General features: G+C 68.4%; 24 protein-coding genes and 1 pseudogene. 14 read left to right on the top strand and 11 right to left on the bottom strand.

From position 1 onward, the window contains the following. Nucleotides 1-349: 349 nt before the first annotated feature. The 4 genes and pseudogenes from AB0B91_RS56810 to AB0B91_RS56825 form a co-directional block, all read right to left on the bottom strand. Nucleotides 350-715 carry a hypothetical protein gene (locus AB0B91_RS56810; RefSeq protein ID WP_358340163.1) on the bottom strand — a complete coding sequence of 122 codons (366 nt, stop codon included), beginning with the start codon at nucleotides 713-715 and terminating at the stop codon, nucleotides 350-352. A 163-nt stretch (nucleotides 716-878) separates the two neighbouring features. After that, the gene (locus AB0B91_RS56815) at nucleotides 879-1,346 is read right to left on the bottom strand and encodes a hypothetical protein (protein ID WP_358340165.1); all 468 of its coding nucleotides are present in this window, start codon (nucleotides 1,344-1,346) and stop codon (nucleotides 879-881) included. 656 nt (nucleotides 1,347-2,002) lie between these two features. Then, nucleotides 2,003-3,910: a GAF domain-containing SpoIIE family protein phosphatase gene (locus AB0B91_RS56820; protein ID WP_358340167.1), complete on the bottom strand. Its 1,908-nt coding sequence runs from the start codon at nucleotides 3,908-3,910 to the stop codon at nucleotides 2,003-2,005. A gap of 832 nt (nucleotides 3,911-4,742) precedes the next feature. After that, a pseudogene (locus AB0B91_RS56825) lies at nucleotides 4,743-5,282 on the bottom strand (recombinase family protein); the annotation flags it as partial. 111 nt (nucleotides 5,283-5,393) lie between these two features. Between AB0B91_RS56825 and AB0B91_RS56830 the strand changes: the two are divergent. From AB0B91_RS56830 to AB0B91_RS56845, 4 genes are all read left to right on the top strand, one after another. Continuing rightward, nucleotides 5,394-7,994 (top strand): AAA family ATPase, encoded by a 2,601-nt coding sequence (locus AB0B91_RS56830; RefSeq protein WP_358340169.1) that lies wholly within the window; start codon nucleotides 5,394-5,396, stop codon nucleotides 7,992-7,994. Between the two features lie 241 nt (nucleotides 7,995-8,235). Then, entirely contained in the window at nucleotides 8,236-8,385 is a 150-nt protein-coding gene (locus AB0B91_RS56835) for a GPGG-motif small membrane protein (protein WP_358340171.1), read from the top strand. A 267-nt stretch (nucleotides 8,386-8,652) separates the two neighbouring features. After that, nucleotides 8,653-9,852 carry an AI-2E family transporter gene (locus tag AB0B91_RS56840; protein WP_358340173.1) on the top strand — a complete coding sequence of 400 codons (1,200 nt, stop codon included), beginning with the start codon at nucleotides 8,653-8,655 and terminating at the stop codon, nucleotides 9,850-9,852. 187 nt (nucleotides 9,853-10,039) lie between these two features. After that, entirely contained in the window at nucleotides 10,040-10,750 is a 711-nt protein-coding gene (locus AB0B91_RS56845) for a helix-turn-helix domain-containing protein (RefSeq protein WP_358340175.1), read from the top strand. Here the strand turns inward: AB0B91_RS56845 and AB0B91_RS56850 are convergent. The 3 genes from AB0B91_RS56850 to AB0B91_RS56860 form a co-directional block, all read right to left on the bottom strand. Continuing rightward, nucleotides 10,732-11,310 (bottom strand): dihydrofolate reductase family protein, encoded by a 579-nt coding sequence (locus AB0B91_RS56850; RefSeq protein WP_358340177.1) that lies wholly within the window; start codon nucleotides 11,308-11,310, stop codon nucleotides 10,732-10,734. The genes AB0B91_RS56845 and AB0B91_RS56850 overlap by 19 nt on opposite strands. Nucleotides 11,311-11,459: 149 nt before the next feature. Next, on the bottom strand, nucleotides 11,460-11,666 hold the full coding sequence (locus tag AB0B91_RS56855; protein WP_358340179.1) for a hypothetical protein: 207 nt from the start codon (nucleotides 11,664-11,666) through the stop codon (nucleotides 11,460-11,462). Between the two features lie 67 nt (nucleotides 11,667-11,733). Continuing rightward, a complete protein-coding gene (locus AB0B91_RS56860) occupies nucleotides 11,734-11,967 on the bottom strand; it encodes a universal stress protein (RefSeq protein ID WP_358340181.1) in 234 nt (77 codons plus the stop codon). Nucleotides 11,968-12,107: 140 nt separating this feature from the next. On the opposite strand from AB0B91_RS56860, the gene AB0B91_RS56865 reads away from it, so the two are divergent. The 10 genes from AB0B91_RS56865 (at nucleotide 12,108) to AB0B91_RS56910 (ending at nucleotide 21,146) form a co-directional block, all read left to right on the top strand. Continuing rightward, nucleotides 12,108-12,386 carry a pyridoxamine 5'-phosphate oxidase family protein gene (locus AB0B91_RS56865; RefSeq protein WP_358340183.1) on the top strand — a complete coding sequence of 93 codons (279 nt, stop codon included), beginning with the start codon at nucleotides 12,108-12,110 and terminating at the stop codon, nucleotides 12,384-12,386. Between the two features lie 122 nt (nucleotides 12,387-12,508). Then, nucleotides 12,509-12,772 (top strand): hypothetical protein, encoded by a 264-nt coding sequence (locus AB0B91_RS56870; RefSeq protein WP_358340185.1) that lies wholly within the window; start codon nucleotides 12,509-12,511, stop codon nucleotides 12,770-12,772. Next, nucleotides 12,772-13,113 carry a metalloregulator ArsR/SmtB family transcription factor gene (locus AB0B91_RS56875; protein ID WP_357657552.1) on the top strand — a complete coding sequence of 114 codons (342 nt, stop codon included), beginning with the start codon at nucleotides 12,772-12,774 and terminating at the stop codon, nucleotides 13,111-13,113. The genes AB0B91_RS56870 and AB0B91_RS56875 overlap by 1 nt, the downstream gene beginning before the upstream one ends. A gap of 68 nt (nucleotides 13,114-13,181) precedes the next feature. Continuing rightward, nucleotides 13,182-14,840, top strand: a complete 1,659-nt coding sequence (locus tag AB0B91_RS56880) for a SulP family inorganic anion transporter (protein WP_358340276.1) — start codon at nucleotides 13,182-13,184, stop codon at nucleotides 14,838-14,840. A 158-nt stretch (nucleotides 14,841-14,998) separates the two neighbouring features. Then, nucleotides 14,999-15,550, top strand: a complete 552-nt coding sequence (locus AB0B91_RS56885; RefSeq protein ID WP_358340186.1) for a hypothetical protein — start codon at nucleotides 14,999-15,001, stop codon at nucleotides 15,548-15,550. Nucleotides 15,551-15,738: 188 nt separating this feature from the next. Then, nucleotides 15,739-16,866: a transaldolase gene (gene tal, locus AB0B91_RS56890; RefSeq protein WP_358340187.1), complete on the top strand. Its 1,128-nt coding sequence runs from the start codon at nucleotides 15,739-15,741 to the stop codon at nucleotides 16,864-16,866. Then, entirely contained in the window at nucleotides 16,856-18,097 is a 1,242-nt protein-coding gene (locus AB0B91_RS56895) for an FAD-dependent oxidoreductase (RefSeq protein ID WP_358340188.1), read from the top strand. The genes tal and AB0B91_RS56895 overlap by 11 nt, the downstream gene beginning before the upstream one ends. Nucleotides 18,098-18,160: 63 nt before the next feature. Further along, the gene (locus AB0B91_RS56900) at nucleotides 18,161-18,523 is read left to right on the top strand and encodes a DUF488 family protein (protein ID WP_358340190.1); all 363 of its coding nucleotides are present in this window, start codon (nucleotides 18,161-18,163) and stop codon (nucleotides 18,521-18,523) included. Nucleotides 18,524-18,627: 104 nt separating this feature from the next. Then, complete coding sequence (locus AB0B91_RS56905) at nucleotides 18,628-20,640, top strand: aconitate hydratase (RefSeq protein ID WP_358340192.1); 2,013 nt, start codon at nucleotides 18,628-18,630, stop codon at nucleotides 20,638-20,640. After that, a complete protein-coding gene (locus tag AB0B91_RS56910; protein ID WP_358340194.1) occupies nucleotides 20,619-21,146 on the top strand; it encodes a polysaccharide pyruvyl transferase family protein in 528 nt (175 codons plus the stop codon). The genes AB0B91_RS56905 and AB0B91_RS56910 overlap by 22 nt, the downstream gene beginning before the upstream one ends. Before the next feature lie 245 nt (nucleotides 21,147-21,391). Here AB0B91_RS56910 and AB0B91_RS56915 read toward each other — a convergent pair whose 3' ends face one another. From AB0B91_RS56915 to AB0B91_RS56930, 4 genes are all read right to left on the bottom strand, one after another. Next, nucleotides 21,392-22,180 carry an HAD family phosphatase gene (locus AB0B91_RS56915; RefSeq protein ID WP_358340196.1) on the bottom strand — a complete coding sequence of 263 codons (789 nt, stop codon included), beginning with the start codon at nucleotides 22,178-22,180 and terminating at the stop codon, nucleotides 21,392-21,394. A 7-nt stretch (nucleotides 22,181-22,187) separates the two neighbouring features. Next, nucleotides 22,188-24,644 carry a glycosyl hydrolase family 65 protein gene (locus AB0B91_RS56920; RefSeq protein ID WP_358340198.1) on the bottom strand — a complete coding sequence of 819 codons (2,457 nt, stop codon included), beginning with the start codon at nucleotides 24,642-24,644 and terminating at the stop codon, nucleotides 22,188-22,190. Nucleotides 24,645-24,682: 38 nt separating this feature from the next. Continuing rightward, on the bottom strand, nucleotides 24,683-25,498 hold the full coding sequence (otsB, locus tag AB0B91_RS56925; RefSeq protein WP_358340199.1) for a trehalose-phosphatase: 816 nt from the start codon (nucleotides 25,496-25,498) through the stop codon (nucleotides 24,683-24,685). Nucleotides 25,499-25,679: 181 nt separating this feature from the next. Further along, nucleotides 25,680-26,663 (bottom strand): magnesium transporter, encoded by a 984-nt coding sequence (locus tag AB0B91_RS56930; protein WP_358340201.1) that lies wholly within the window; start codon nucleotides 26,661-26,663, stop codon nucleotides 25,680-25,682. Nucleotides 26,664-26,745: the final 82 nt, after the last annotated feature.

Below are 26,745 nucleotides of genomic sequence, written 5' to 3' on the forward strand. Positions count from 1 at the left end.
CCGGCAGCAGTCTTCCTGATCGGTGCGGCGACGGCCTCCGGATGGGAGATGTAGATGGCATGGCTGCCGACGGCTTCCACCACGGTGGCGCCCGCACTCGGACATGGCCCGCTGAGCTGATGGCGGGATCATCCGGTCCTCGGTCGCGACCAGGTACCAGCTGGGCTTGGCGCGCCAGGCGGGTTCGGTGATGATGCCGCCGAGCGCGTCGACGCGCCTCGTCACTCACGTCCGCAGCGTATGAGTGCGTACTTCATAATTGGTGAAAAGAAAGTGGAATCAGCGCCCGCAGCCCTTTTCTTTGACCGTGGTGAAAGATATCCGTAATCGTGGTTGCGGTCGTGGATGCTCACTCGACCACGGTAACGTCCAGATCGTCGGCTGCGGCGAGCCGGTTGGCCGACCCTCGGACCGAGGCCGCGGCTTGGTGGTGCAATTCGACGCGGACGTGGATTCGGCCGCACCCACCCCCCTCGCGGATCGAGGTGGCAAAGGTGGTCAGCCACGCGATTCGGCACCTCGCCTTCCTGATGACCACCGACGCCGTCGTACGCCGCGCTATGTTGCGACATCCGTCGACCGCCATGGCCCTGGGCAGAGGGGCGCCACTGACGATGACGCGACTGGAGAGCACCTCGGCCTGACGAGTTTCGCCGATAGCTGGCACGCCATCACCACCGGTGAACTGTCCCGGTTCATCAGCCTGTTCCACCACGCGGTCCGGCAGACCTTCACCTCCGCCACCGTACGAAGCCGGGACAATCGGAGCGCGACGACAGCCAGCCAGCGGCCCGATCTCCTAACTCGCAGACCAAGGCATAGGACAGCCCCCGGCCTCACCCTCGGCGGGTTCGCCGTAATCGGGCGGGGACCGGCGCTCAGCTGGTCGAGGCCTCCACCGAAACACAGCGGTGCAGCACCACGCCCGTCTTGCCAGCGGGACCGTTGAGCCTGATCACCGGCCTGATGTTGGTCCTTCCAGGACCCACGGGGATCAGGGCGAAGGTCGACCGAGTCTCGGCGAACTCCTGGTGATTGGCGAAGTTGGCGGGTCCGAAAGTCCCTTCCTGCTTGAGGGAGTCGTTCAGGCTGTAGGTGAGCCGCAGCTCGGAGCCCGCCTGGACGGAAACGTCCGCAGTGACCTCCACCTTCACCGTCGTCGCCGCCGGAACGTCGACGAAGACCGGATTATCGAGGAGCCCCACGTACACGGCCGAACTCGCGGTGAGCGGAAAACCGCGGGGATCGCACATCGCCTGGCTGAAGGGAAGGGCGGAGGCCGGCTGGGCCAGCGCGAACGCTGTGATTGCCGCGGTCACACCGCAGGCGGCCACCGCGGCGACCATTTTGCGACGACGCGAAATCCGGGTCATCATGGATCTTCCTCGATTCTGTGGAGTCGGCCCTCGGTCCCGGGCCGGTCATCGGCACGAGCGGGTCGTCGTGCTCACTCCAAGGGCGTTCCATTCAGTTCCACACCCAACGAGGGACGGCCGCGCCGGACGAGGCCGAGACCTCCGAGGCGATAACGCCGGAGAAATCACTCCACGATGCCGGTCCTGACCCCATGTCGGCGGCATGCTCCTCGGCCAGAGATATGTTTGCGCGGCATCCCCGCCCAGGGAGTCCGGATCACCCGTTCGCGTACATGACGCGAGCCGGGCCGATCGCCATCGCCGAGACCGACGGGCTGTCCGCGGCGCCAGGTTTCGTTTTCTCGATGACCAGGCGAACGCGTGGGGCCCGCGCCCCACGTCTCCACCGGTGATCAGAATCCTCAGCTCCAGTCGACGACTGAGGCGCCGCGGCAAAGCTCATGGGCACCGGCGGCCCAGCCGGATAGCGTCGGACTTTCTCGGCCGCAAAGCACCGGAACTTACAGCTCAGCATGGCGGCTGTGGGCGGCTTTTGGGACCAGTCGGTTTCTGTGAGGATCCCTCGGGGGCTTCGGTGGAGTCGCGATGATCGTTTTCACACCCTAGAGAGATACCCCCGCCGGCGGTCATCGGGGGGCCGGGGTGTTCCGCAGGAGGAGAAGGGCGGTGTCGTCGATACGCTGCTCGTTCGTGATCGGACCGATGAGCAACTCCGCCAGGTCATCCAGGGCCTGGCCGGGCGCGGGGGTGAAACGGGCAGCTAGTTGGGCGATGGACTCGCCGATGTCGCGGCCGGGCTGTTCGATGAGGCCGTCGGTGTAGAGGGCCATGACCGCGCCGGGTGGCATGTTCACGTCCGTGGTGACGTATTCGGCGTCGGGGTCGATGCCGAGGAGCAGGCCGGGGGAGGTGTCGATGACCTCGGCCGGGGCGCCGAGCAGGCCGAGCACCGGCGGCGGGTGCCCCGCGCTGGCCAGGCCGACGGTCCGCCGGCGCGGGTCGAAGCTGACGTACAGGCAGCTGGTGAAGCGGTCGGTGGCCAGCTCAGTGAGCAGCCGGTTGGTGTGCGCGAGCACCTCGCCCGGGGCGGCGCCGGCGGTGGCGTGGGCGCGGATGGCGGTGCGGACCTGGCCCATGAGTGCGGCGGCGGTCATGTCGTGGCCTTGTACGTCGCCGATGACGGCCGCGGCCATACTGTCGCTGAGGCGGATCAGGTCGTAGAAGTCGCCACCGATATCCATGCCCGGGGTGGCGGCCACATACCGGGCGGCCACGTCCAGGCCGGGGATCCGGGGCAACGCGTGCGGCAGCAGGCTCGCCTGCAGGCACTGGGCGAACTGGTGCTTGTTGTCGTAGAGCCAGGCACGTTCGAACGCCTGGGTGATCAGCCCGCCGAGCGCGGTCAACGTGGCCTGCTCGCTGTCGCTGAACTGATGGGGACGGTCGTAGGCGATAACGCAGGTGCCGATGGACCGCCCGTGAGCGACCAGTGGCAGCAGCGCCCAAGCGCCCATGTCGTCGATGCGGATGGCGTCGGGGTAGGTCTGGCGGAACTCCTCCCAGGTGGCGTAGAACGCCGCTCTGCCCTCGTCATAACCGCGCGCCCAGCGGACCGGATGAACCACCGGACGGCCGTTGAACCCCTCCAGGCCCTGGCGGCTGTAGCCGCGTGAGGCGACCACGCGCATGCGGCCGCTGTCCCAGGTGAGGATGGCCATCGCCTGGGCGCCGCACACCGGCATGACGTGGTCGGCCACCAGGTCCACCACATCCTGCGCGGTCATCGCCCGTGCCAGGGAGACCGCCAGATGCAACATGCCGTGTAGCCCGATCACCCGCGGACGCCGGTCGGCATCCTCGACGGGAGCCTCGGACGTGGTGATGGGCGTGATCCGCATGGTGATACCGGGCAGGCTCGGATAGCACTGGAACAACAGCCGCCGCCCGTCGGGGCGGCGGGCGGCGAACTGGGTGGCCCGGTGGCTGACGATCGCGGTCCGGCAGCGGTCTTCATAGAGGGGATCGTCCAGCCACGGCAGCGCCGTGCCCAGGCGTTGGCCGACCATCTCGGACGCCTTCGCAGCCAGCAACTCCGCGGCCGGCGCCGTGATGAGGGTCACGCGCGCGTGCGTGTCCAGGTGACAGTAGCCCTCGGGCAAGCAGTTGAGACACGCCAGTGCTGTCAGCCCGGCGTACGGCCCCGGCCGGTGAGCCTGGATCGGGTCCAAGATCCGGGGCAAGGGCTTGGGGACGATCGGCCGGCCCCGCTCACTCGCCCGGCGAAGCAGGTCGCCCATTCTGGCGCAGGTGTCGTCGATGACATCGAGCTGACACCGGGTGAGCCCGGACTCGCCTCCCGTAGGCCACCCCAGGACGAACCCACCCCAGATGGCACCACCGGAGCACACCGGAGAGGCGGCCATCGCGAAGTGATACGGGAGCGACAGTGCCGCCGCCGGGAACTCGCGGGCCAGGGCCACCCGGTCGCTGAGCCAGGTCAGCCGCCGCTCACGCACCGAGACCGCAACGGGCACGCAATCGTTGGTCCTGATCCTGGACCAGGTTCGGGCGATAGCGGCAGGAAGCCCGATCGTCGTCTCCATCTGCAGGAGCTGACAGCTTGCGTCCAGGACATACACGATGCCGAAATGGGCCCCGGCGCTGTACACGGCTTCAATCAGCAGATCGTCCAGGCGAGACGACTCCACCGCCGCGCCCGGGATCGAGCGGCTACCCTGCGGTCCTGCCACAGCGTCCCCGGTTGCCGAACCAGAAGTCTGACAAGCGTTCGATCCAGCCCATGCGGCCCAAAGTACGTGCAGAGGTTCATTGAGGGCCTAAAGAATATGTTTTGTTTCGGTTGGTAGTGAGAAATGTGTTTGCGAGAGGTTCCGGGGCAAGAGGCTGCCGCCCAGCTCATCAGGCAGCGGTGCGCCCTCTACATGAGCAATCTTGAGCGCGAGCAGGCCGATCGCTCCGTTGGCCGCCCGCTGGGTGCGGGAGATCTTGATGCCGGGTGTCTAACCGCCGTATCGCGGTGGGAACTGCGGCTACTGCATCAATTGAGTGTCCATTCGCCCTTTTGATCAGCGAAACCGCTGTTCAGCGCGAACTGGAGTTTGACCAGCTTCGCCGACTCCGGCACCTCGAAAACGACCATGCCGGCTGGTGTCTCACGTGGCCTTCGCCGGAGGGGCGTCCTGTCCGTGGGCGAGGAGGGCCAGGATTCGGTCGGCGTCGGTGAGCAGACTGCCACTCAGTGCCCAGCCGCCGTAGTACTCCACGCTCATCCCGGCCAGTGCGGCGACCTCGCTGCGCCGTAGTCCGGGGACAGTGTGCTGTCCGGGAGTGATCTTGGCGAGCCGAGGCCTGACCCTCCAGGAACTTCTCGCGCACGTACTCGCGTTCGGACCCGGCCATCCCGGCGAAGAACGCGAACAACGCCGTGCCGTGCCCGCTGGGGTGGTAAATGCCCCGTAGCGGACCCGTGAGCAATTCGAGCTCAATATCGGCCCGGCGAAGGTCCTCGGCGATGGTGAGCAATTCGGCGGCACCGCGTCCCAGGCGCTTCATCTCATGGACGACAAAGATCACCCGCTGGTGCGGGACCGCCGTTTTGATGGTGAGAACGTAGTCCATCGCCTTGACGAACTCCGGCCGTACCTTGATTCGGCTGCTGATCTTCTCCGATAAGACCGGGTCGCACGCCGCCGCGCGCAGGGCGTCTAGCTGGCTCTGCAACTCCTGCTGGGCAGTGCTGCAGCGGGCGTAGCCCACCCGAGTCGGCCTCCCGCGCCATGGTCGACCCGGCGCTTCGGGCCCTACGCGACGAGGGATACGACGCCTTGCGGGCCGGCTGTCGAGCGATGGTCCACCTCGACGTCCTCGCGACCGAACGCGCCGCACGAGACGCGGCCGACCGCGGCGAACGAGCGTCCGCGCAACGCTGATCAACTACCGGACTCCCGGCTGGCCAGGCGGGGATCGGGCGAGTCTCGCGGCATCGCCGGCCTGCCGGTGCCGCTGACCACGTTCATCGGCCGCGGCGCCGAGCGCGAGCGGCTGCTGGAGGCGCTGAGGGTCGCCCGGTTGGTGACGCTGGTGGGTCCGGGCGGCGTCGGCAAGACGCGGCTGGCGATCGAGGTGGCCGGTGCCGCGCAGGGCTCCTTCTCTTCGGGAGGGGTGTTCGTCGACCTGGTGCCCGTGAGCGAGGCGTACGTCGCCCAGGCGGTGGCCGCCGCACTGGGCGTCACTGAACGTCCGGACCTGCACCTGCACGAGGCCATCGCCGAACGGCTCGGTGAGGGCGAGGCGCTGTTGATCCTCGACAACTGCGAGCATGTGATCGACGCCGTCGCCCGGTTCGCCAAGCAGACGCTCAGCCGCTGCCCCCGCGTCCGGATTCTGGCCACCAGCAGGGAACGCCTCGGCGTGCCCGGCGAACGCTGCCTCTCCCTGTTGCCCTTCCCCCTGACGTCGGCCACGGTGGCTCCGGTGCCGCTCACTTCCCACGCCGAGCTGCTCTTCCTCGACCGGGCCACCGCGGCGGATCCGGGCTTCACCACCGACCCCGCCACGCTCGCGCTGCTGTGCACGCGGCTCGACGGGATGCCGCTGGCCATCGAACTGGCCGCGGCCAGGGTGGCCACCCTGGGGGTCGATGCCCTCCTGGTCGGTCTGGACGACCACCTGCGCTTGCTGGTCGGCGGCCGGGGCGCCGACGAGCGGCACCAGTCGCTGCGCGCGGTCATCGGATGGAGCCACGAGCTGCTGGATGACCAGGAGCGTGCGCTGTTTCGGCGGCTTGCCGTCTTCGCCGGCCCGTTCAACCTGGAATCCGTCGTGGCCGTCATCCCCGGCATGACGCAGAGCGCGGCTGCCCACATGCTCGGTCGCCTGGCGGGCAAGAACCTGCTCATCGTGCGCCGCCACTCCGGCGCGGCCAGATGGGGACTGCTGGAGACCGTACGGGCCTACGCCGCAGAGCGGCTCGAAAAGGCGGGCGAGACGGAAACGGTCAGGCAGCTGCACCTCGAGTGGGCCGCGGGGGTGGCGACGGCCCTGGAAGAGAGCTTGGAGACGGCAGCGGATGGCCGGACCGCCGACTCGTGGCGGGACGACTTCGACGCCGTCGCCGACAACCTGCGCAGCGCCCTGGCCTGGGCACCAGATGGGCCCGGACACCTGCCGCACCGGCTGGCCCGGGCGCTCGGTCACCTGACGTACGCACGACGGTTCCTCGAGGAGGCGCTCGGCCACTACGAGACGGCGGCGCGGCAGGCACCGACTCCACGGGAGGCGGTGGCCGACCTGCGCGCGGCGGCCGACTGCACGTTCGCGGTCGGTGATACCGGACGGCAGCCGTTCGACCTGCTGCTCAAGGCCGTCGACCGGGCGCGCGAGACGGGTGACGGCGACCTGACGGCCATTACGTTGGCCTGCGCAGTCAGCGCCGCCTGCCGCCAGCAGGTCGAGTTCGAGGAGGAGGTGCCGCACGAGAGCAAGACCGGGCTCCTGGCACAGGCACGGGCCGTCGGCGGTACGGCGAACCCGACGGTGGCGGCGCACCTGGCGGCCGCGGCAGCCTGGATGGCGACCGAGGCCCCGCCCTCCACTCATGCCCAGGCGCCCAGAACGGCAGCGACGGCCGTGGGCGGCGACGGCGACTGGGCGGATCCGGCGCCGGTCGCGGCAGCGGTGGAGGCGGCGCGAGCAACCGGGGACCCCGTGCTCGTCAGCGCGGCACTGGACATCGCGACCCTCGCCTCCCTCCAGAGTGAAAGGCGGCGCCACGCCTGTCGCATCACCGGCCGGCGTCTGTCTCTGCTGGAGAGCCTGCCACGGCACGCCCCCGCCGCCTGCCCCGAAATCGTGGACACCTTCAGGATGGCGTTTTACGGCTTTCTCGGCGTGGGCGATCTGCCCGCCGCCTTGACCGTCGCTCGTCAGGCCGTGGACGACGACCTGGTGGGCGGCTCCTACCTGGCAGCCGCTCATCTGATCACGCCGCTGGTCCTCACCGGCCGGTTCGACGAGGCCCTGAGCCTGGAGACAATGGTGTGGGAAGGCTGGCAACGGGAGGGCCGGCCGTTCGGCCCACAGCTCGGTCCTGCGGTCGGCGCCCTCGCTCTCGCCCACGGCCTGCGCGGCGACAGCGACGCCGCGCAACTCTGGCGCTCGCGCGCGCTCAACCCACCTGACCGGCAACAGTACGCCCGCTTCACGGCCTTCGCCGACGCCAGGCTGGCACTGCACCACGGACGCTTCGAAAAGGTGGCCGAGCTCATCGACTCCGCCCTGGTCGGCAACCCGACAGCGGCGACGGCACCGTACCGGGCGGCGATCGTGGCGGAGTTGGCGGTAGTCGCCGATCTGCCGGCAGCGGCCGACCGATTGGCTGCCACGAGCGCGGACGAGAACGACTGGGCCGCCGCCTGCCTCGCCCGCGCCAGGGGCCGCCTGTACGAGGACCACGGCCAATTCCGCATCGCCCTGGCGATCTGGGAACGGATCGACGCTCGCTTCGAACGCGCCTGCACCCTGCTTCTGCTCCCTGGCCGGGCGGACGAGGGCATGCACAGGCTGGCCGAGTTGGCCTGCGTGCCGCCCAAGACCTGAACGGCCCCGTACGACGGCCAGCGTCAACCCGCGCCTCCCGATTTCGCTCCGTCACTCCAGTGACAGGTGCTTCACGGAGAGCGAGCTACTTCAGGTGACCGTGATCCATCCGGCAAACCCGAGAAGCCCCAGGCCAGGGAGGGGGACGTAGAGGGAGATTCGCGCGGGCATCGACAGGGGATCGGCCCTGGTGGCGGCAGCCGCTCGTTTGCCGCTTGAGGGCCAGGGCAGTCGGGGAGTCATGGCTACCCTTCTGTGGATCATCGCCGTCATCCTCGTCATCTCCGGCATCTATGTGCTGCTTGCCCGCCGCGACATTCTGTGGGGCATTGTGCTCATCGTGATCGGGCTGCTGGTCGGCCCCGGCGGGGTGAGCATCTTCCACGTCTAAGGCCCAGCCGCGCCCGGGATGCGGGGCACAACCGGCGAAGCGGCAACCAGCACCGCGTGCTGTTTCGCCAAGGCCATAAAGAGACGCTGGTGCCTTGCAACCGGCACTCAACCGCACCCGCTCAACACCCGGCCAGGCCAACGAGCCCGACAGGCCACCGACCGAGGCCGACTCCGACGCACGGTACGCCACCAGTCGACGGTGGCCAGATAAGCGCCGACCCGCATGGGCAGGAGCAGGGGTTCCCAACGGTTCAGGAGCACGCCAATGTCTCGTGACAACCCCTCTTCCGCCGTCCCGGACGGCCCCCACCCAGATCCCGGTGAACATGGCGCCAGCGAGTCAGCCGCAGCACCTGCCACTGACCGGAACGCCCACCCGGACGGCCCCGGCCCTCGAGTCGGCGCGTCAGGGGAACTGCCCTTCGGCAAACCCGGGCGACCGTTCGGCAGCACACCCTTTACCTTCGGATTCACCGCCGCGCTCGGCGTGCTGACCGCCTGGCTGCTGGTCCAGGCGCTGACCGTCACCGCCTCGATCCTCATCCTGATCACCGTGTCGCTGTTCTTGGCGGTCGGCCTGGATCCCGCCGTACGCTGGCTGCAACAGCGCGGCTTACCGCGCTGGGCCGCCATCGCGGCAGTGTTCGCCGCCGTGATCGCCTTCTTCGCCGGGTTCGGCCTCGCAGCCATCCCCGCACTGTCGCAACAGGCCGGCCAGTTCGCCAAGCAGCTGCCCACCTACATCCAGCAACTCCAGAACAACCCTCAAGTACGCGAGCTGGACCAGCGGTTCGGCCTGTTAGAACGACTGCAGTCCTACCTGACCAACGGAGACCTCGGCCAGCAGGTGTTCGGCGGGCTGCTCGGCGCGGCCGGCATCGTGGTCAGCGCCGTCTTCTCCACACTGACCGTGCTCATCCTCACCCTGTACTTCCTGGCCGCGCTGCGCACCATCACCCGCACCGGATACCGGCTGATCCCCAAGAGCCGCCGCACCCGTGTGCAACTACTCGGCGATGAGATCTTCAATCGGGTGGGCGGCTATGTCGCCGGCAACCTGATCATCTCCCTCATCGCGGGCGTGACCACGTTCATCTTCCTGTCGATCGTGGGCGTGCCCTACGCTCTCGCCTTGGCGATCATCGTCGCCGTCACCGACCTGATCCCGCTCATCGGCGCGGGCATCGGCGCCGCCATCGCCACCCTCGTCGCCCTGTTCGTCTCGCTTCCCGTGGCTATCGCCACGCTGGCGTTCTTCATCATCTACCAGCAGATCGAGAACTACCTGATCGCCCCGAAGGTGATGAAAACCTCCGTCGACGTGCCCGCCGTCACCACGATCGTCGCCGCCCTGATCGGCGGAGCCCTCCTCGGCATCGTGGGCGCCCTGCTGGCCATCCCCGTCGCCGCCGCCATCCAACTGATCGTCAGCGAGGTCATCCTGCCCCGCCAGGAACAGCACTGACCCGTCTGACGTGATGATGTTCGACCTGGGCGAACTACGGCCGAATCGGCCCGAGATCGCGTTCGCTTGGTTAGATCGCGCGGTCGAGGTCGAAGCTCGGTTCAGCGCAGCCCGCGCAGCTTGCCGTAGCGCAAAGCCGCATAGCCGGGCAAGCCACCGAGAACGCGAAGTGACGTATTCTTCGCCCGTGGGACTGCGGTTCAAGACGCGCGAGTCGGACTCGGCGTGGGTCGACACCGTGTGGACATGCACGAGCGAGCAGGTCACTGCAATGACGTCCGTCGCAGGGGTGCGTTGGGGCCTGGTGTTCTGGGAACACGCTGGCCGGGCGTACACGGGCATCACCGGTCCCGAGACCCGGACCGGCACGGCGCCGGTGCCGGAGGGCGCGACCTTTACCGGCATCGAGTTCGCTGTGGGCACCTCGTTGCGGGCCGTGCCCACGCCGGCGCTGGTCGACGGCGGCATCGGGCTGCCCGACACCACGCGCCGGACGTTCCGGCTGGACGGCACGCGCTGGGAGACGCCCGGCCCCGACGACGCCGAGGCTCTGGTCGAACGTCTCGTCCGGGCCGGGATCGTGGTCCGTGACCTGCTCTGCGTCGAGGTACTGCGGGGTCACCGCCCATCCGTCTCGGGGCGCACGGTCGAACGCCGGTTCCGCGCCGCGACCGGACTGACGCAGGGCACCGTCCGGCAGATCGAGCGCGCCCGCACGGCGGCGCAGCTGCTGGCGGCCGGCGACCCGGCCACCGACGTCGTCGCCAAGCTCGGCTACTGCGACGAGCCGCACCTGGCCCGCGCCTTGCGCTCCTACGTCGGACGCACCGTCAGGCAGCTGCGCGAAGGCGCCGGCGGCGCGATCGCCCTCGACCTGGATCAGCGCCTGACGTCGTAGACCAGCTTCAGGATCCCGTTCGAGTAGCTCTCCGATTCCCGCAGGGTCAGCATGTGCTTGTCCCGGTCGGCCCGGCCGAACAGGCTCTTCCCGGCACCGAGCAGCACGGGAAAGACAAGCAGGTTGTACTGGTCGATCAGCCCCGCGTCCGACAGCCGCCGGGCCAGCTCCGCGCTCCCGTGGATGAAGATCGCACCGCCCTCACCCTCCTTGAGCGCCGCGACGTCCTCGGTCGAGCGCAGGATCGTGGTCGGCCCCCATCCGTCGACGATGGCGTCGTCGGACAGCGTGGTCGACACCACATACTTGGGCAGTTCCTTGTAGTCGGCGTGGTCCTCCGAGCCGGGCCAGACCGCCGCGAACGCCTCGTAACTGCGACGGCCGAACATCAGCGCCGTCGTGTCGGTGAGCTCCTCACCCTTTAGCGACCAGGCTTCGGGGACGAACTCGAGGTCCTTGACCACCCACCCGCCGCTGCGGTGTTCTTCTCCCAGCCCGCCGCCAGGCGAGTCCACGATGCCGTCGAGCGACATGAAACCGGTGTAGACCAAGTTACGCACTGTGCCGTCTCCTCATGCTCGGGCGAGCTGCCGGGTCCACGCTAGATCAAGGCCGCGGTAGCTGTCTTGGACGGAAACGACAGCGGGTCCAAAACGCGTATCTGAACACCGCCGCGACCAGCTCGTCCTTGGCGAGTGTGAGATGTTGATCAGGTCCAGGTCCAGGTCCAGGTCCAGGTGAAGGTCCAGGTGAAGGTGCGGCGGGGCTGCCGGCGGGCAGGTTGTCCGCGGGTGATCCGACAGAGGATGCCGTTGATGGCGGCCCAGCGGATGACGGCTTCCGAGGTCTCGGGGTGTCGTTCGTAGTGGCGGGCCGGCCGGCGGTGCGCCGTGAGCCAGGCCAGGGTTCTCTCCACGAGATCTTCCCCTGGCTCTCCGCTGTCTGGCGGAGTGCCTGATTCCGATTTCACGTAGTGCGATCGGTTAGCTACTGATATGGAGGAGTGATGTGGCGCTGCGTTCGAAGGGGGGCGCCCGCATAGAGGCGTTCGGCCGCCAGCACTTGCAGCGGCCGGACGCCCCGCGTTCTGTCTCGCACACCCACCTCGGCAGCACGTGTGCCACGGTCAGCGGCGACTCGCGCAATGCCGCCTCCACGGCTGCCCACCCGACGGCCTCAAACCCGGCACGCAAGCCGTCGACTCCGACCACGATCATGACGGCTCCTTCCTTCCAGGACTCCACCGACTGTCGCGGCGGCCTGGCGCCGAAGGTCCCTCAGATGAAGGACGTGCGGCCCTGAGAAGGGCCTCGGAGCAACGAGCTCGCCACCCCGGGGAAACCGCACCACGGCTCCATTGTCTTCCGCACAGCGTTGGGCGGCCCCATGGGACCAGGACCTGCGTACCGGCCTGGAAGGCGTGGAGATCCAGGTCGGCTTCGAGGTGGACCGGATCGACGAGGCCCAGCACGAGGGATGGAGCGTCCTCATCCAGGGCCCCGCCCACCACATCTCCGCCGACGAACTGCCGCAGCTCACCGACGCGTGCGTCACCCCGTGGGCGGGCGGCGAGCGTCACCTCTACATCCGCATCACCCCACACCGGGTCATCGGCCGCCGCATACACAACCTCTGACCTTTCGCGAACTCTCCGCATTGAGATCACGTGGTGCCGCTGCGTCATCAGGCAGGCTTCTGTTGTCCTTGCTATCCGACCAGCAGATCCATAAATTGCGCATTTTCGCAATTTAGTACAGCATGGAGCTGGCTTTGTCGGTGATCGAGAATCAGGGACGTGATGTGAGCGGGTCTTTTGCCGCCGCAGTCAGGCAACGACTACGTCTGGCGGACGCGGCGTTGCGGGCAGCCCGCGCCGAGGATGACGTCGACGCGCTGATGTTGGCCGAAGCGGAGTGGGAGGACGTGACGCACCTGGCCCGCTCACACGGGGTGCGTCTGGATGTCGACGCGGGCACTACCGATTCGGGCGGCTCCACAACAGGCCAGGCGGCGGCCCAGTGATGTCGATGCCGCTGTATGAGGCCAAGGCGGAGCTGTTCAAACTGCTGGGCCATCCGGTCCGGATCCGGGTGCTGGAGCTCTTGCAGGACGGGCCGATGCCGGTGCGGGACCTGTTGGCCGCCATCGAGGTGGAGGCGACGGGGCTGTCGCAGCATTTGGCCGTGCTGCGCCGCTCGGCCATGGTCACCGCGCACCGTGATGGCTCGACCGTGACCTATGCCCTGTCCGGCGGGGATGTGGCCGAACTGCTGCGCGCGGCGCGCACGCTGTTGACGCACAAGCTCACCGGTCAGCATGAGCTGCTGAGCGAGTTGCTCAAGGCGGAGACCGGCGCCTCGTGACCCTCTTGTTCTCCTCGGGCTGGGCCCGTATCCGCGATGTGCTGCCCGAACGCGGGGAGCTGGCCGCGATGGGCCGCCGCCCGCGCCGTGACCTGCTGGCCGGGCTCACCGTGGCGATCGTGGCGCTGCCGCTGGCGCTGGGGTTCGGCATCTCCTCCGGCATGGGCGCCGAAGCCGGGCTGGCCACCGCGGTGGTCGCCGGGACGCTGGCGGCGTTGTTCGGCGGCTCGGGCCTGCAGGTGTCCGGCCCGACCGGGGCGATGACGGTGGTACTCGTGCCGATCATGCACGCTCATGGCGCCTCCGGCGTGCTGATGGTCGGTGTGCTGGCCGGGCTGCTGCTGATCGCCCTGGCGCTGGGCCGCGCCGGCAAGTACATGGCCCTGGTCCCGGCCCCGGTGGTGGAGGGCTTCACCATCGGCATCGCCTGTGTGATCGGTCTGCAGCAGATCCCTGCCGCCCTGGGGGTGGCGACTCCCGCGGGGGACAAGGTCACCGCCGTAGCCTGGCACGCCGTCCAGGACTTCCTCGCCCAGCCGCGCTGGTGGCCCCTGGGCATCGCTCTGACCGTGGCCGCGCTGATGCTGGTGGGCGCACGCTGGCGGCCCACACTGCCGTTCTCCCTGCTGGCCGTCGCCGCCGCCACCCTCGCCACTGAACTGGCCGATCTGCCGGTGGCCCGGATCGGGGAGTTGCCCGCCGGACTGCCCGCCCCCTCCCTGGCCTTCCTGGACCCGGCCGCGCTGAGCTCACTACTGGCCCCGGCGGTCGCGGTCGCCGCCCTGGCCGCGCTGGAGTCGCTGCTTTCAGCCGCGGTCGCCGACGGCATGAGCGTCAACCACAAGCACGACCCCGACCGGGAGCTGTTCGGGCAGGGTCTGGCCAACCTCCTGACGCCGCTGTTCGGCGGCGTCCCGGCCACCGGGGCGATCGCCCGGACCGCGGTCAACGTCCGTTCGGGCGCCCAATCGCGGCTGGCCGCCCTGGCGCACGCGGGCATCCTGGCGGTGATCGTGTTCAGCGCTGCCGGCCTGGTCGCCCGGATCCCGCTGGCCGCGCTGGCCGGCGTGCTGCTGGCCACCTCGGTGCGGATGGTGGAAGTCGGCTCGGTCAAGGCCATGATCCGCTCCACCCGCGGCGACGCCGTCGTGCTGGCCCTGACCGCGCTCGCCACCCTCGCCCTCGACTTGGTCCAGGCCGTCATCCTCGGCTTGATCGTGGCCGGCGCGCTGGCGTTGCGCGCCATCGCCCGCGATGTTCGCCTGGACGCGATGCCGATTCACCCTGACCTGCCCGGCGACCACACCGAACAGGAACACGCCCTGCTTGCCGAGCACATCGTCGCCTACCGCCTGGACGGACCGCTGTTCTTCGCCGCGGCCCATCGCTTCCTGCTGGAGCTGTCCGAAGTCGCCACCGTCTCCGTGGTGATCTTGCGCATGTCCCGCGTCACCACCCTCGACGCCAGCGGCGCCCTGGTCCTCGGCGACGCCATCCAACGGCTACAGCGGCGTGGCATCACCGTCTACATCTCCGGCATCCGCGACGGCCACCACCAGCCCCTGCACGCCCTCGGCGTCATCGCCCATCTCGACCAAGCCGGCCACGTCTTCGCCACCACCCCCCAAGCCATCGCCGCAGCCCGCGACCGGCTTCAGCGAACCGGTGTCCTGCCCGCCTCCAGCCACGCCAACACGGTCCCCGACCCCGCCATCACCCCCCGCTGAAGACCCGACCACTCTCGGGCTGAGCAGATCGCACAGCACCGGGGTGAGCAGAGCGGCGCCGAACGCCATCAGCCAGCCCAGCGATGGGATGGGATGGGAACCAGGGTGAGCAGAGTCCCAAGCGGTGGCACCAGCGTGACCAAACACTGCAGAGGGCCGTGGCCACGACCGCGACGAGCACCGGACGGCCGCGCCACCACCCGTGCTCGAATGCCCACCGGCGCGCCCTGGCGACGGACGGCCTGCGTCTTTACCTGGGCGTCGTCCCAGCGGAGCCGCCGCGCGGTCTCGACCGCAGCGAAGACGAGCAGGCCGACGATGAGCGAGCGGATGCCGATCCGGGCGAGGAACGGCGCTCACGCGTCATCACCGCAGAGGGCGAACTCCAAGCCTCGGAGAAGCTGGCCCAGGCCGCCGAGACGATGACCGAGCACCCCGCAGCGCTGCAGTCGCGGCTGCTTCAGACCGTCGTCGAAGTCGCCGCCGAGAAGAACTCCACTCTCGTCCTGCCCTTCCCCGTCGAGTTGCTCCGCTTCCTGGAACGCGCGACGCCGCCCGAGGCCGCCCCCGCGACAGCCACCAATGGCACCTCGACCCCGCCGTTCATCGCCACGCGACCGGAGGAGCTATCCCTACCGGTCGACCGACCTCTGCAGGACAGCCAACACCTTGACCCTGTCGCGTCCAATGGGGTGCTGGCTGACCGGTAGGCCTCCGTGCCTCCCGGGAGGTGGACGAAGGCCTCCACCGTCATGGAAGCCACCTGAACTCGGCTTGACGTCCACCGGCGTAGCGTCGGTGTCATGAGAGGGATGGCGGCCCTGGTGGAGTCCTAAACGAAAGCGGATGTACGTCCGTGGATGTACATCACCGCACGAATAGGAAAGGAAGCCATGCTATGGCCGATCCACTAGCTGAACTTACTGCCCGCGGGGTGTCGATCTGGCTGGACGACCTGAGCCGGGAACGGCTGGTTTCAGGCAGTTTGGCGGACCTGGTCGCGCGAGACCACGTGGTGGGGGTTACCACCAATCCCACCATCTTCGCGAAAGCCATATCCGGCGGCGATGCCTACAACGCACAGATGAGCGACCTGGCGGCGCGTGGCGTCGAGGCCGCGGAGGCCCTGCGCGCGCTGACCACGTTCGACGTCCGTGCCGCCTGCGATGTCCTGCGGCCGGTCTATGACGCCAGCGACGGGGTGGACGGCCGGGTGTCGATCGAGGTCGACCCCCGACTCGCCCACAACGCCGAGGCGACGATCGCCGAGGCACGGGCACTGTGGTGGCTGGTGGACCGGCCCAACCTGTTCATCAAGATCCCGGCCGCGCGTCAGGGGCTGCCGGCGATCGCCGCGTGCCTGGCCGACGGAATCAGCGTCAACGTCACGCTGATCTTCTCCCTGTCCCGCTACGAAGCGGTGATGAACGCCTTCCTCGACGGGATGGAAGCCGCCCTGCAGGCCGGACGGGATGTGTCAGCGCTCGCCTCGGTGGCCTCATTCTTCGTCTCCCGGCTGGACACCGAGGTCGACGCGCGATTGGACAAGATCGGGACCGCCGAGGCCGCCGGACTGCGCGGCCAGGCCGCCCTGGCCAACGCCCGGCTCGCCTATCAACGCTACGAGCAGGTGCTCGCCTCGCCACGCTGGACGGCGTTGGAGGCCGCGGGCGCGCGCCCGCAGCGTCCGCTGTGGGCGTCGACCTCGACCAAGGACCCGGCCTACCTCGACACGCGCTACGTGGTCGATCTGGTCGCGCCCGGTGTGGTCAACACCATGCCCGAGGCCACCTTGCGCGCGGTCGCCGACCACGGCCAGGTGCCGCCCGACTCGGTACACGAGCACTACCAGCACGCCCAGCAGGTACTCGAGCGGCTGCAACGGCTGGGCATCGACTACGACGACGTCGTGCAAAGGCTCGAAGACGATGGCGTGGCCGCGTTCGAGGCGAGCTGGGACCGGCTGCGCGAGCAACTGGCCACCACCCTACGAGCAACCGGCAGAGGTGCTGGACATGGCCGTTGACATGACGTACCTGATCGCCGGAGCAGGTCTGGCGGGGGCCAAGGCCGCCCAGGCCCTGCGCGAGGAGGGCTTCCAGGGACGGATCGTGCTCGTCGGTGAGGAGAGCGAACGCCCCTACGAGCGGCCGCCGCTGTCGAAGGGCTACCTGCTGGGCAGAACCGAGCGGGAGGAGATCTACGTCCACCCGCAACCGTGGTACGGCGAGCACGACGTCGATCTGCTCCTCGGTACGGCGGTCACCGGCATCGACCCCGCCGGGCACGAGGTGAGCCTGTCCGACGGCAGCCGGATCGGCTACGCCAAGCTGCTGCTGGCCGCCGGCTCCTCCCCGCGGCGGCTACCGATTCCGGGCGCCGACCTGGATGGTGTGCTCTACCTGCGCCGGGTCGAAGACAGCGACCGGCTCAAGGCGGTCTTCCCAACCGCGTCCCGGGTCGCGATCATTGGCGCCGGCTGGATCGGGCTGGAGACCGCGGCCGCCGCCCGCGCCGCCGGAGCCGAGGTGACCGTCCTGGAGAGCGCGGAGTTGCCGCTGTTGCGGGTGCTCGGCCGCGAGGTCGCCGAGGTCTTCGCCGGGCTGCACCGCGAGCACGGGGTCGATCTGCGCTGCGGCGTGCGGGTCGCCGAGATCGTCGGCCGTGGCGGCCGGGCCGTGGGCGTACGGCTGGCCGACGGCAGCCAGATCGACGCCGACGCCGTCATCGTCGGAATCGGCATCACCCCCAACACCGGGCTCGCGTCCTCCGCGGGGCTGGAGGTGGACAACGGCGTCCGGGTCACCGCGCGACTACGCACCTCCGACCTGGACATCTACGCCGCCGGCGACGTGGCCAACGCCTTCCACCCTCTGCTGGGCAAGCACATCCGCGTCGAGCACTGGGCCAACGCGCTGCACCAACCGCAGGTCGCGGCCAAGACCATGCTCGGCCAGGACGTCCACTACGACCGGCTGCCGTACTTCTTCACCGACCAATACGACCTCGGAATGGAGTATTCCGGCTACGTCGAACCTGACGGATATGACGAGGTGATCTTCCGCGGTGACGTCGAGGCGCGCCAGTTCGTCGCGTTCTGGCTGTGCGGCGGGCGGGTGCTGGCCGGTATGAACGTCAATATCTGGGACGTCAACGACGCCATCCAGGATCTCGTGCGCGCGGGCGAACAGGTGGACACCCGCGCGCTGGGCGATCCCAGGACACCGCTGGGCTCGCTGGTCGGCGCTTCGCCCTGAACCAACGGCTGGTCAAGACGTTGAACCATCCAGGAACTCGCACGAACGCGGGGAGGCAAAACGATGGCAGGCAAGGGCAAGATTCAGGTGCGTCGGGTCTATGAAGAACCGGCGGCGGACGACGGCACCAGGGTGCTGGTCGACCGGATCTGGCCGCGAGGGCTGACCAAAGCCAAGGCCGGCCTCGACGAATGGTGCAAACAGGTCGCCCCCTCGACAGAGTTGCGCACCTGGTATCACCACGACCCCGAACTCTTCGCCGAGTTTGGCCGCCGCTACCGCAGCGAACTCCAAGCCCCCGAACGGGCGGACGCGGTGACGCACCTGCGCAAGCTCGCCCAAGACGGCATGCTGACGCTCCTCACCGCGACCAAACAGCCCGAGATCAGCGAGGCAGCCGTGCTCGCCGAACTGCTCCAGCACTGACCACGGCAATCGGCAAGGAAACGCGTAATCGAAGAGGCCGCTACGCGCAGGCGCAGGCTCTGGACCTCCGCGACAAACTCTTGAGGTAAGCCGGGAGGCGCAGCATGGGGCACAACGTCGCACAGAAACTGATCGCCACCCACCTCGTGTCCGGCGACATGACCGCCGGGCAGGAGATCGCCCTGCGGATCGACCAGACCCTCACCCAGGACGCGACCGGCACCCTGGTGATGCTCGAACTGGAAGCACTCGACCTGGACCGGGCCCACACCGAGGTGTCGGTACAGTACGTCGACCACAACCTGTTGCAGACCGACAGCAAGAACGCCGAAGACCACACCTTTCTACGCTCGGCCTGCCACCGATTCGGACTGTGGTACTCCAAGCCGGGCAACGGTGTCTCCCACCCGACCCACATGCAGCGCTTCGGCATCCCCGGCAAGACGCTGGCCGGCTCCGACAGCCACACGCCGGCGGCGGGCTCGCTGGGGATGCTCGCGATCGGCCTGGGCGGCCTCGAAGTGGCGATGGCGATCGCCGGTGAACCGGTGTACCTCCGGATGCCCGAGATCTGGGGGGTACGGCTGACCGGCGAACTGCCGGCCTGGGTGAGCGCCAAGGACGTCATCCTCGAAATGCTGCGCCGGCACGGTGTCAAAGGCGGCGTGAACCGGATCATCGAGTACCACGGTCCTGGGCTGGCGCATCTGACGGCCATGGACCGGCATGTGATCGCGAACATGGGGGCCGAACTCGGCGCGACCACCACGGTGTTCCCGGCCGACGATCAGGTCCGGGATTTCCTGCGAGCGGAGCGGCGCGAGCACGACTTCGTCGAACTGCTCGCCGATGCGGATGCCACCTACGACGTCACCGACGAGATCGACCTGTCGAGTCTGGAGCCGCTGATCGCGGTGCCCAGCTCACCGGGGAACGTGGTCACGGTGCGCGAGGTAGCCGGTCGGCAGGTGGACCAGGTGGTGGTCGGCTCGTCAGCCAACCCAGGACTACGCGATTTCGCCGTCGTCGCCGCCATCGTTTCCGGGCGGCAGGCGCATCCAAGGGTGTCGTTGGACATCAACCCGAGCTCGCGGCAGATCCTGCAGGACCTCACGAAGATGGGTGCCACGTTCACGCTGATCTCGGCCGGTGCGCGCCTGCACCAGTCCGGCTGCATGGGCTGCATCGGCATGGGCCAGGCGCCGGCCAACGGGCGCAACAGCCTGCGCACCGTCCCGCGCAACTTCCCCGGCCGGTCCGGAACCCGTGAGGACTCGGTCTTTCTCTGCTCGCCCGAGACCGCCGCCGCGGCCGCTCTCACCGGCCAGATCACCGACCCTCGCGACTTGCCGCACCTGCTCGGCATCGACTATCCGCACCTGGAGTTGCCCGCCGAGTCCAGCGTGAACACCGCCATGCTCGAACCGCCGCCCTCGGCGCACGCCGATCAGGCCGAACTGGTCAAGGGCGCGAACATCTCCTCGCTGCCCGACTTCCCGCCGTTGCCCGACCACATGGAGGCGCCGGTCGCGCTCAAGGTCGGCGATGATGTGTCCACCGATGAGATCCTGCCCGCCGGGGCCCGGGTGTTGCCCTACCGCAGCAACATCCCCAAGCTGGCCGAGTTCACCTTCGCACAGATCGATGAGGACTACGTCGGCCGGGCACACGCCTGCCGCGGCAGCGGGCACATCGTGGTCGGCGGCGCCAACTACGGACAGGGCTCCTCGCGCGAACACGCCGTCATCGCCCCCCGCTATCTCGGCCTGCGCGTGGTGCTGGCGGTGTCCTTCGCGCGCATCCACTGGCAGAACCTGGCCAACTTCGGCGTGCTCGCGCTGGAGTTCGCCGACCCCGACGACTACCACCGCGTCGAGCAGGGCGACGTTCTCGTGCTGGACGGGCTAAGGCACGCGATCGGCTCCGACGGCACCGAGATCACGGTGCGCAACACCAGCCGAGACCAGTTGTACTCCACCCGGCACCGACTGTCCGACCGGCAGATCGCGATGCTGCTGGCCGGTGGGCTGATTCCCTGGCTCCGCGAGCGAAAGAGCAGCCGATCACCCCAGCCGCCCGCCTCGCACGACGCCAGATGCCGATCGACGCCCTCGTAGCCGAAGGCGTCCAACAGGAGCGCAACCTGGTCGGCTTCTCGGTGCGGGAGCCAGGTCCGGCCGCACCGGACATCGATCCCGAAGATTACTATGCGCTGCTCGCCAACGCGGCCGACTATGTCGTCGAACGCTACGACGCCGAAGTCGTGTTCGTCCCGATGGAGAAGACCGACGTCCAGCACAGCCATGCTGTGGTCGCCCACATGCAGAACGCGGAGAGCGCCGAGATTCTGAGGCGCAGGTACTCGCCGGGCCAGGTTCTCGATCTGATGAGACGGTTCGAATTCGCGGTCGGCATGCGGCTTCACTTCCTGATCTTTGCGGCGTTGCAAGGCACCGCCTTCTCGGCACTTCCGTACGCATCGAAGGTGGTCGGCCTCCTCGAGGACTTGAAGATAGATTCACCGCCGCTGGCGAAATCGGGCAGCTCATCGCGCATGTCGACCGCTCGTGGGACACTCGCAAGCAGATTAAGGCGAAAATCGAAAACCGCCTTCCGTCGCTGATACACCGAGCCAATCAAACGAACGCACTTCTTTCAGATTTCGCGCGCAAAGAGCCGCCGAGCTGAGGTGGAAGTGTGGGAGCAGCCGACCGATCGGTACTTGGTCGGACCAGGACGTAGCCACGCCGGTGTGCGCAGTAGCGGCTGCGAGTTCGCTCTGCGGTCGATGCGGTCCAGTCGTTCCGCATCGACGTGCCTGCTGTGGCCGGCACCTGTGGCGGGCTGCCGGTCGTACACGACCTGTTTCTACCGTGTCGTCCTCAGCTGGTGGGAGGCGAGGCCGCGCACGTCGACCTCGTCCAGGGTGGTGACCACGAGGTCGGCGTGCGCGGCGGTCAGCAACTGCTGGTCATCGGCGCGGGCGACGCCCAGCGCGGCCATCTTGCCGGCTTTGGCGGCCCGGATCCCGCTGACCGCGTCCTCGACGACGAAGCAGTGCTCGGGTGCGGCTTTGAGCTCGGCCGCCGCGGTCAGGAAGATCTCCGGGTCCGGTTTGCCCCGCGCTAGGTCGCGCCCGGACAGGTCGGCGTCGAAGAAGTCGAGCAGGGTCAGCCCGGGGTGGACGAAGTCGTAGATCAGGCCTTCCTGGTGGGCGAAGGTGTCGAGGTGGATGTGCTTGAGGAAGCGGTCGGCGTTCTTCGACGACGAGGCCGCTGCCGCCGGGATGCCAAGGTCGCGGACGGCCATGACGAACCGCAGCGCGTCGGGATAGGCCGTGAACTGCCTGGCCTCGATGAGCCGGACGATGAACGCCTGCTTGCGGGCGGCGTAGGTCTGCGTCCGGGCTTGGGCGTCGGGGATTTGAAAGTGTTCGAGGGCCGCGAGCGCCCCGGCCGTGCGCGGTTTGCCGGAGATGACGCGCTGGTAGACCTGCGGGGTGAAGGCATCCTCCGACCAGGTGGTGTGCTCGCGAATGTCGGCCCAGTCCCCCTCCATGAGCTCGCGCAGCGCGTCCTTCCAGGCGCGCTGGTGCGGTGAGTCGACGAGGACGCCGTCCACATCGAAGATCGCTCCGTCGAATCCGCCGGTCACCATGGCGGGCTCACCTCCTGCCGCCCGCGTCACGTGGAGGCGGGGAGGACGCCTCGGCAGGCAGCTTGAACACGCACGTGCCGCCTGGGCTCAGTTCGTGGATGTCAGGGCCGACACCGACGCGCAAGGGCCAGCGGAACCCTTCGGCCTGGGCGAACACGATGAGCTCCCCGCCCTTGACACTCACCCGCAGCGAGGTGCCACGAAAGCGCATGCACAGCGCCACGCCGTCGAGCCGGTCGAGCAGGCGCGGCTGCAGGCGCAGCACGCCGTCGTCGCCGATGCTGCTGCCCATGAAACTGCGCTGCAGCAGGTCCAACGTGCCGGACATGACGCCCATGTGGATGCCTTCCTTGGTGGTGCCGCCCTGCACGTCGCTGACGTCGCTTTCCAGCGCCACCAGGAATCGGTCCCAGGAGCTCGCCGGGTCAAGGCCGGCCAGCACGCCGGCGAACGTGACGAAGCTGAGCGTGGAGCCGTGGGAGGTGCGGCGGTCGTAGTACTCGATGGTGCGCCGCGCCAGATCCCGGTCGTAGCCGTATCCGAGCCGCTCGAAGACCGCCCGCAGCTCGTCGTGATCGAACAGGAAGAACATCATCACCGCGTCGGCCTGCTTGGCCACCTTGAAGCAATTGGGGTCCTTGCCCTCGGCCTTGAGGATGCGGTCCATGCGCTGGATGTTGGGATAGGCGGCCCGGTAATGGTCCCAGTCGAGTTCCTCCAAATCGGCATAGCCCTCGAACTGGCTGATGACGCCATCGTGGAAGGGGAGGTACATCCGGCGGCTCATGTCCTCCCAGACGCGTAGCTCCTCATCGGTCACGTGCAGGTATCTGCGCAGCATGGCGGACCGGCTGGCAGGGAGCAGGTCGAGCACCTGCGGCATGGTCGCGGAGATCCAGGCCGCCATCGCGTTGGTGTAGGCATTGTTGCGCAGCCCCGCCTGCTCGGCGCCGGGGTAGCGCTCGTGGAACTCGTCGGGGCCCATCACCCCGTGGATCTCATACCGCTGCCTGCCGGGGTTGTAGTGAGCGATCGACGCCCAAAAACGCGTGATCTCCAGCATCAGCTCGGCTCCGTAGTCGCGCAGAAACTCCAGATCGTCGGTTGCCTGGTAGTACCGCCATACGTTGTAGAAGATCGCCGCGCTGACGTGGCGCTGGTTGTGGCTGAGATCGGGGTCCCATTGGCCGGACAGCGGGTTGAGATGAACCTGCTGGGTCTCCTCGGTACCGTCGCTGCCGCTCTGCCAGGGGAACATGGCTCCCCGGTAGCCCGCCTCGCAAGCGGCGGCGCGCGCCTCGGCCAGCCGCCGGTAGCGATACAGCAGCAGCGCCCGCGTGATCTCCGGCAGACGCAGGTTGAGGTACGGGTAGACGTACAACTCGTCCCAGAAAACATGCCCGCGGTAGGCCTCCCCGTTGAGGCCGCGGGCCGGCACGCCGGCGTCGTGCCGGGCGGTGTGGCGGGAGCACACCTGCAGCACGTGGGCGATGTGCAGGCGCAGCAGCAGCTGGGCGCGGGGCTCGCGGGGCAACTGGATGTCGCAGCTGTCCCACAGTTCGGTCCACGCCGATTGATGTTCGTCCAATGCGTCGTCGAAGCGCGGGTATCGCAGCACGTGCCGGCCGGCGGCGGTCAGAGGCTCGGTGATCGCGTTGTCGCGGGAGGTGAACAGCGCGACCATCTTCTCCACGCGGGCCGGCTTGCCCTGCTCCACATCGAAGGCGAGCACCTGCTGGATGTAGTCCTCCATCTGGTGCAGGCTCCGCTCCACGCCAACGGGGCCGTCAAGGTGAAGCCGCTCGCCCAGGAACACCTGCGTTCGCGCGGCTTCGGCGACGTAGATGTTCGACTGACGCGTCTGTACCTTGAGCGCGATGATCTCGGGCCCGAACGTGCGCGGCGACACGGGGTCGAGATGGCGCCCCTCCAACTCGCGGTAGCGGGCGACCATATGGTTGGTCATCCGGCCGTCGAGCGCGGTCACGACCTCGACGCGCCCTGACCAGTTCTCCGGGACCAGCGTCCACTCGATCCCTGCCTGGTGACTGTAGGCCATGCTCACGAACCGGCGGCTGGTCAGAGTCGTCACGCGGCCCGCGTGGTCACGGAAACGCAGATCGCGCCGGACCAGCGCGAACCTGATGTCGTAGGTGTGCCGGTAGTCGAGCAACTCCACGCTGCCGAACCTGACGGCGGCCTCGCCCTCGATCCTGAGCTTCAGCACCAGCCAGTTGGGCAGGTTGACCAGGTCCTCGTTCAACACTGGGAAACCGTCGAAGATCGTGGTCTCCCGGTTATAGCCGCCGTGAGCGTAGGTGCCCGGATAGTGGACCGAGCCCATGTCCTCCCACTCGGCGGTGCCGCGCGTGCAGAAATAGCCATTGCCCGTCGACGTCAGCGCCTCCCGCAGCGTCTCGGACGCCGGGTCGAAGCCGTCGTAGCTGAGTACGAAACCTTGCATGGCGCCCCCCGAACGCGTCCAGCACGGTCAAAGCGCGGTCAATACCCCAAAGTGATCAGGAAGCGCTCCACCTCCCCCGGCGAGGCCAGCGCGAACTCCGCCTCCGTCCGCCGGCCGGCCACCTCGGCGTCATCAGGATGGCCGACGATGATGCCGATCCCGCGACCACGCAGCACGCGGAAGGCGTCCTCGTCGGTGACGTCGTCGCCCAGGTACAGCGGCACGAACACCTCGCTCTCGAGGTTGAACACCTCCAGCAGGTAGAGCACAGCCCTGCCCTTGTCCCAGTCGACCTTCGGCTGGATCTCATACACCATCTTGCCCGGCATGATCTTGATCTCGTCGGGCTGTCGGGCCTGCAGCGACCGCACCACGGCGGCGACCCGGTCACGGTCCTCCACGGCCGCGAGCCGGTAGTGCACAGCGACCGACGCCCGCTTCGGCTCCACGATCACACCGTCCAGCGACCCCGTCTGGGCCCGCAGCCGTTCGGCGACCGCGGCTATCAGATCCGCCGATCCAGGCGCCGGATCGTGTGCGATCACACCCTCGCCTGGGCTCCAGATGTCGAACCCATGGCTGCCCGCCACCACCAGGTCGTCGATGCCCATCAACCGCTGCACGACCGTCCGGTCCCGGCCGCTGACGACGCACACCGGGCACCTGGCGGCGAGATGCCGCACGGTCTCGCGCATGCCGTCCGAGATCACGGCGTCTTCAGGCCGGTCGACGATGGGCGTCAGCACCCCGTCGTAGTCGAGGAACACCGCAGGGCGACGACCTGCCAGCCGCGTCGCCAGCCGCCCGTCGTCGTGAAGTGCGCTGGGCAGGTCACGAACGGCCCCTGGACCCATCCGACGTCACCCCCGTGGCTTCACCGAGCCTGGAACGTCTCCGTACCCTCCAGGGTGCCCCTGAGGCACAGCCCGATGCAAGCCGTCGCAATGCCGGGTAAATCCAAGGCGAATCACCATCGGCTGTTCCGCCGGATGGGGCAAGGCCAGGATGATTCTTCCCCTGCCCAGGTGGGAGACGTCAGCTGACGATGATCAGAGAGGTGAGCAGATACACCGCGATGGACACCAGGTCCTGTACGACCGTGGCCAGCGGTCCCGAGCCGAACGCCGGATCCTGGCCGAGCCGGTTGAGCAGCCACGGCAGAGCCATGGCGAGCACTGAAGCTACTGAGCAGGCGGCGAAGAGGGAGATGGAGGCGGTGAGGGCCACCTGGGCGTCGCCGTACAAGAGGGCGAACGGAAGGAAGGCGACGGCCATGGCGGCGCCGATGAGGAGGCCGGTGATGGCCTCTCCGCGAACAAGGCGGCGGATGGAGACTCCGACGGAGAGTCCCCGTACTACGACCGCTTCGGTTTGCGTGCCCACCGCGTCGGCCATGTAGACGACGCCGGGCAGGAAGAAGGCGAGGGTGACGTTGGCGGCCAGTTGTTCCTCGAACGAGCCGACGATGCCGGCTGACAGCATCGCGCCGAGAAGTCCGAGCAGCAGCCAGGGAATCCGATGGGCGAATCGCCGACGCACCGGCTCTTCTGCGGCGGTGCGGGCGGTGGCGGAGCCCTTGAGGTAGCCGCCGAGTCTGGCCATGTCCTCATCGTGTTCCTCGAGCAGGACACGGAGCAGCCGGCGCGGGGGGATCAGCCCGTGGAAGTGCCCGTCGGGGCCGACCATCGCGAGGCTGCTTTCTGCATGTTGGACGGCCTGCCAGGCGGCGATCTCCTGATCCACACCCGGGGTCACGGTGGGCGGATTGTGATCGGCGAGTTCGCCTACGGTGACAGCGTCGTCGGCGGCGAGCATCTGCTCGATGCTGAGCAGGCCGTCGAGCCTGCCCTGCTCGTCGACCACCACGATGTCGCAGGCGCAGTCGAAGCGGCGACCCAGCATCCGCGCGCGCGCATCTCCCACGCTCACCCCGGGCCTGAAGGTTGGCACCTCCGTCACGACATGCTCGGCGGCCGTGCCCGTGAAGTCCGCACCGCCCGTGAGCGGGCCGACCGTCACGGTGCGTGTCCTGGAGCTCTAGGCGGCCGAACGCCGTAGGGGAGCCTCGCCGGCCTGTCGATCCGCTCGAGCCGGACGATGT

Origin of the sequence: Nonomuraea sp. NPDC049141 (assembly GCF_040648415.1) — a bacterium.
Taxonomy (GTDB): domain Bacteria; phylum Actinomycetota; class Actinomycetes; order Streptosporangiales; family Streptosporangiaceae; genus Nonomuraea.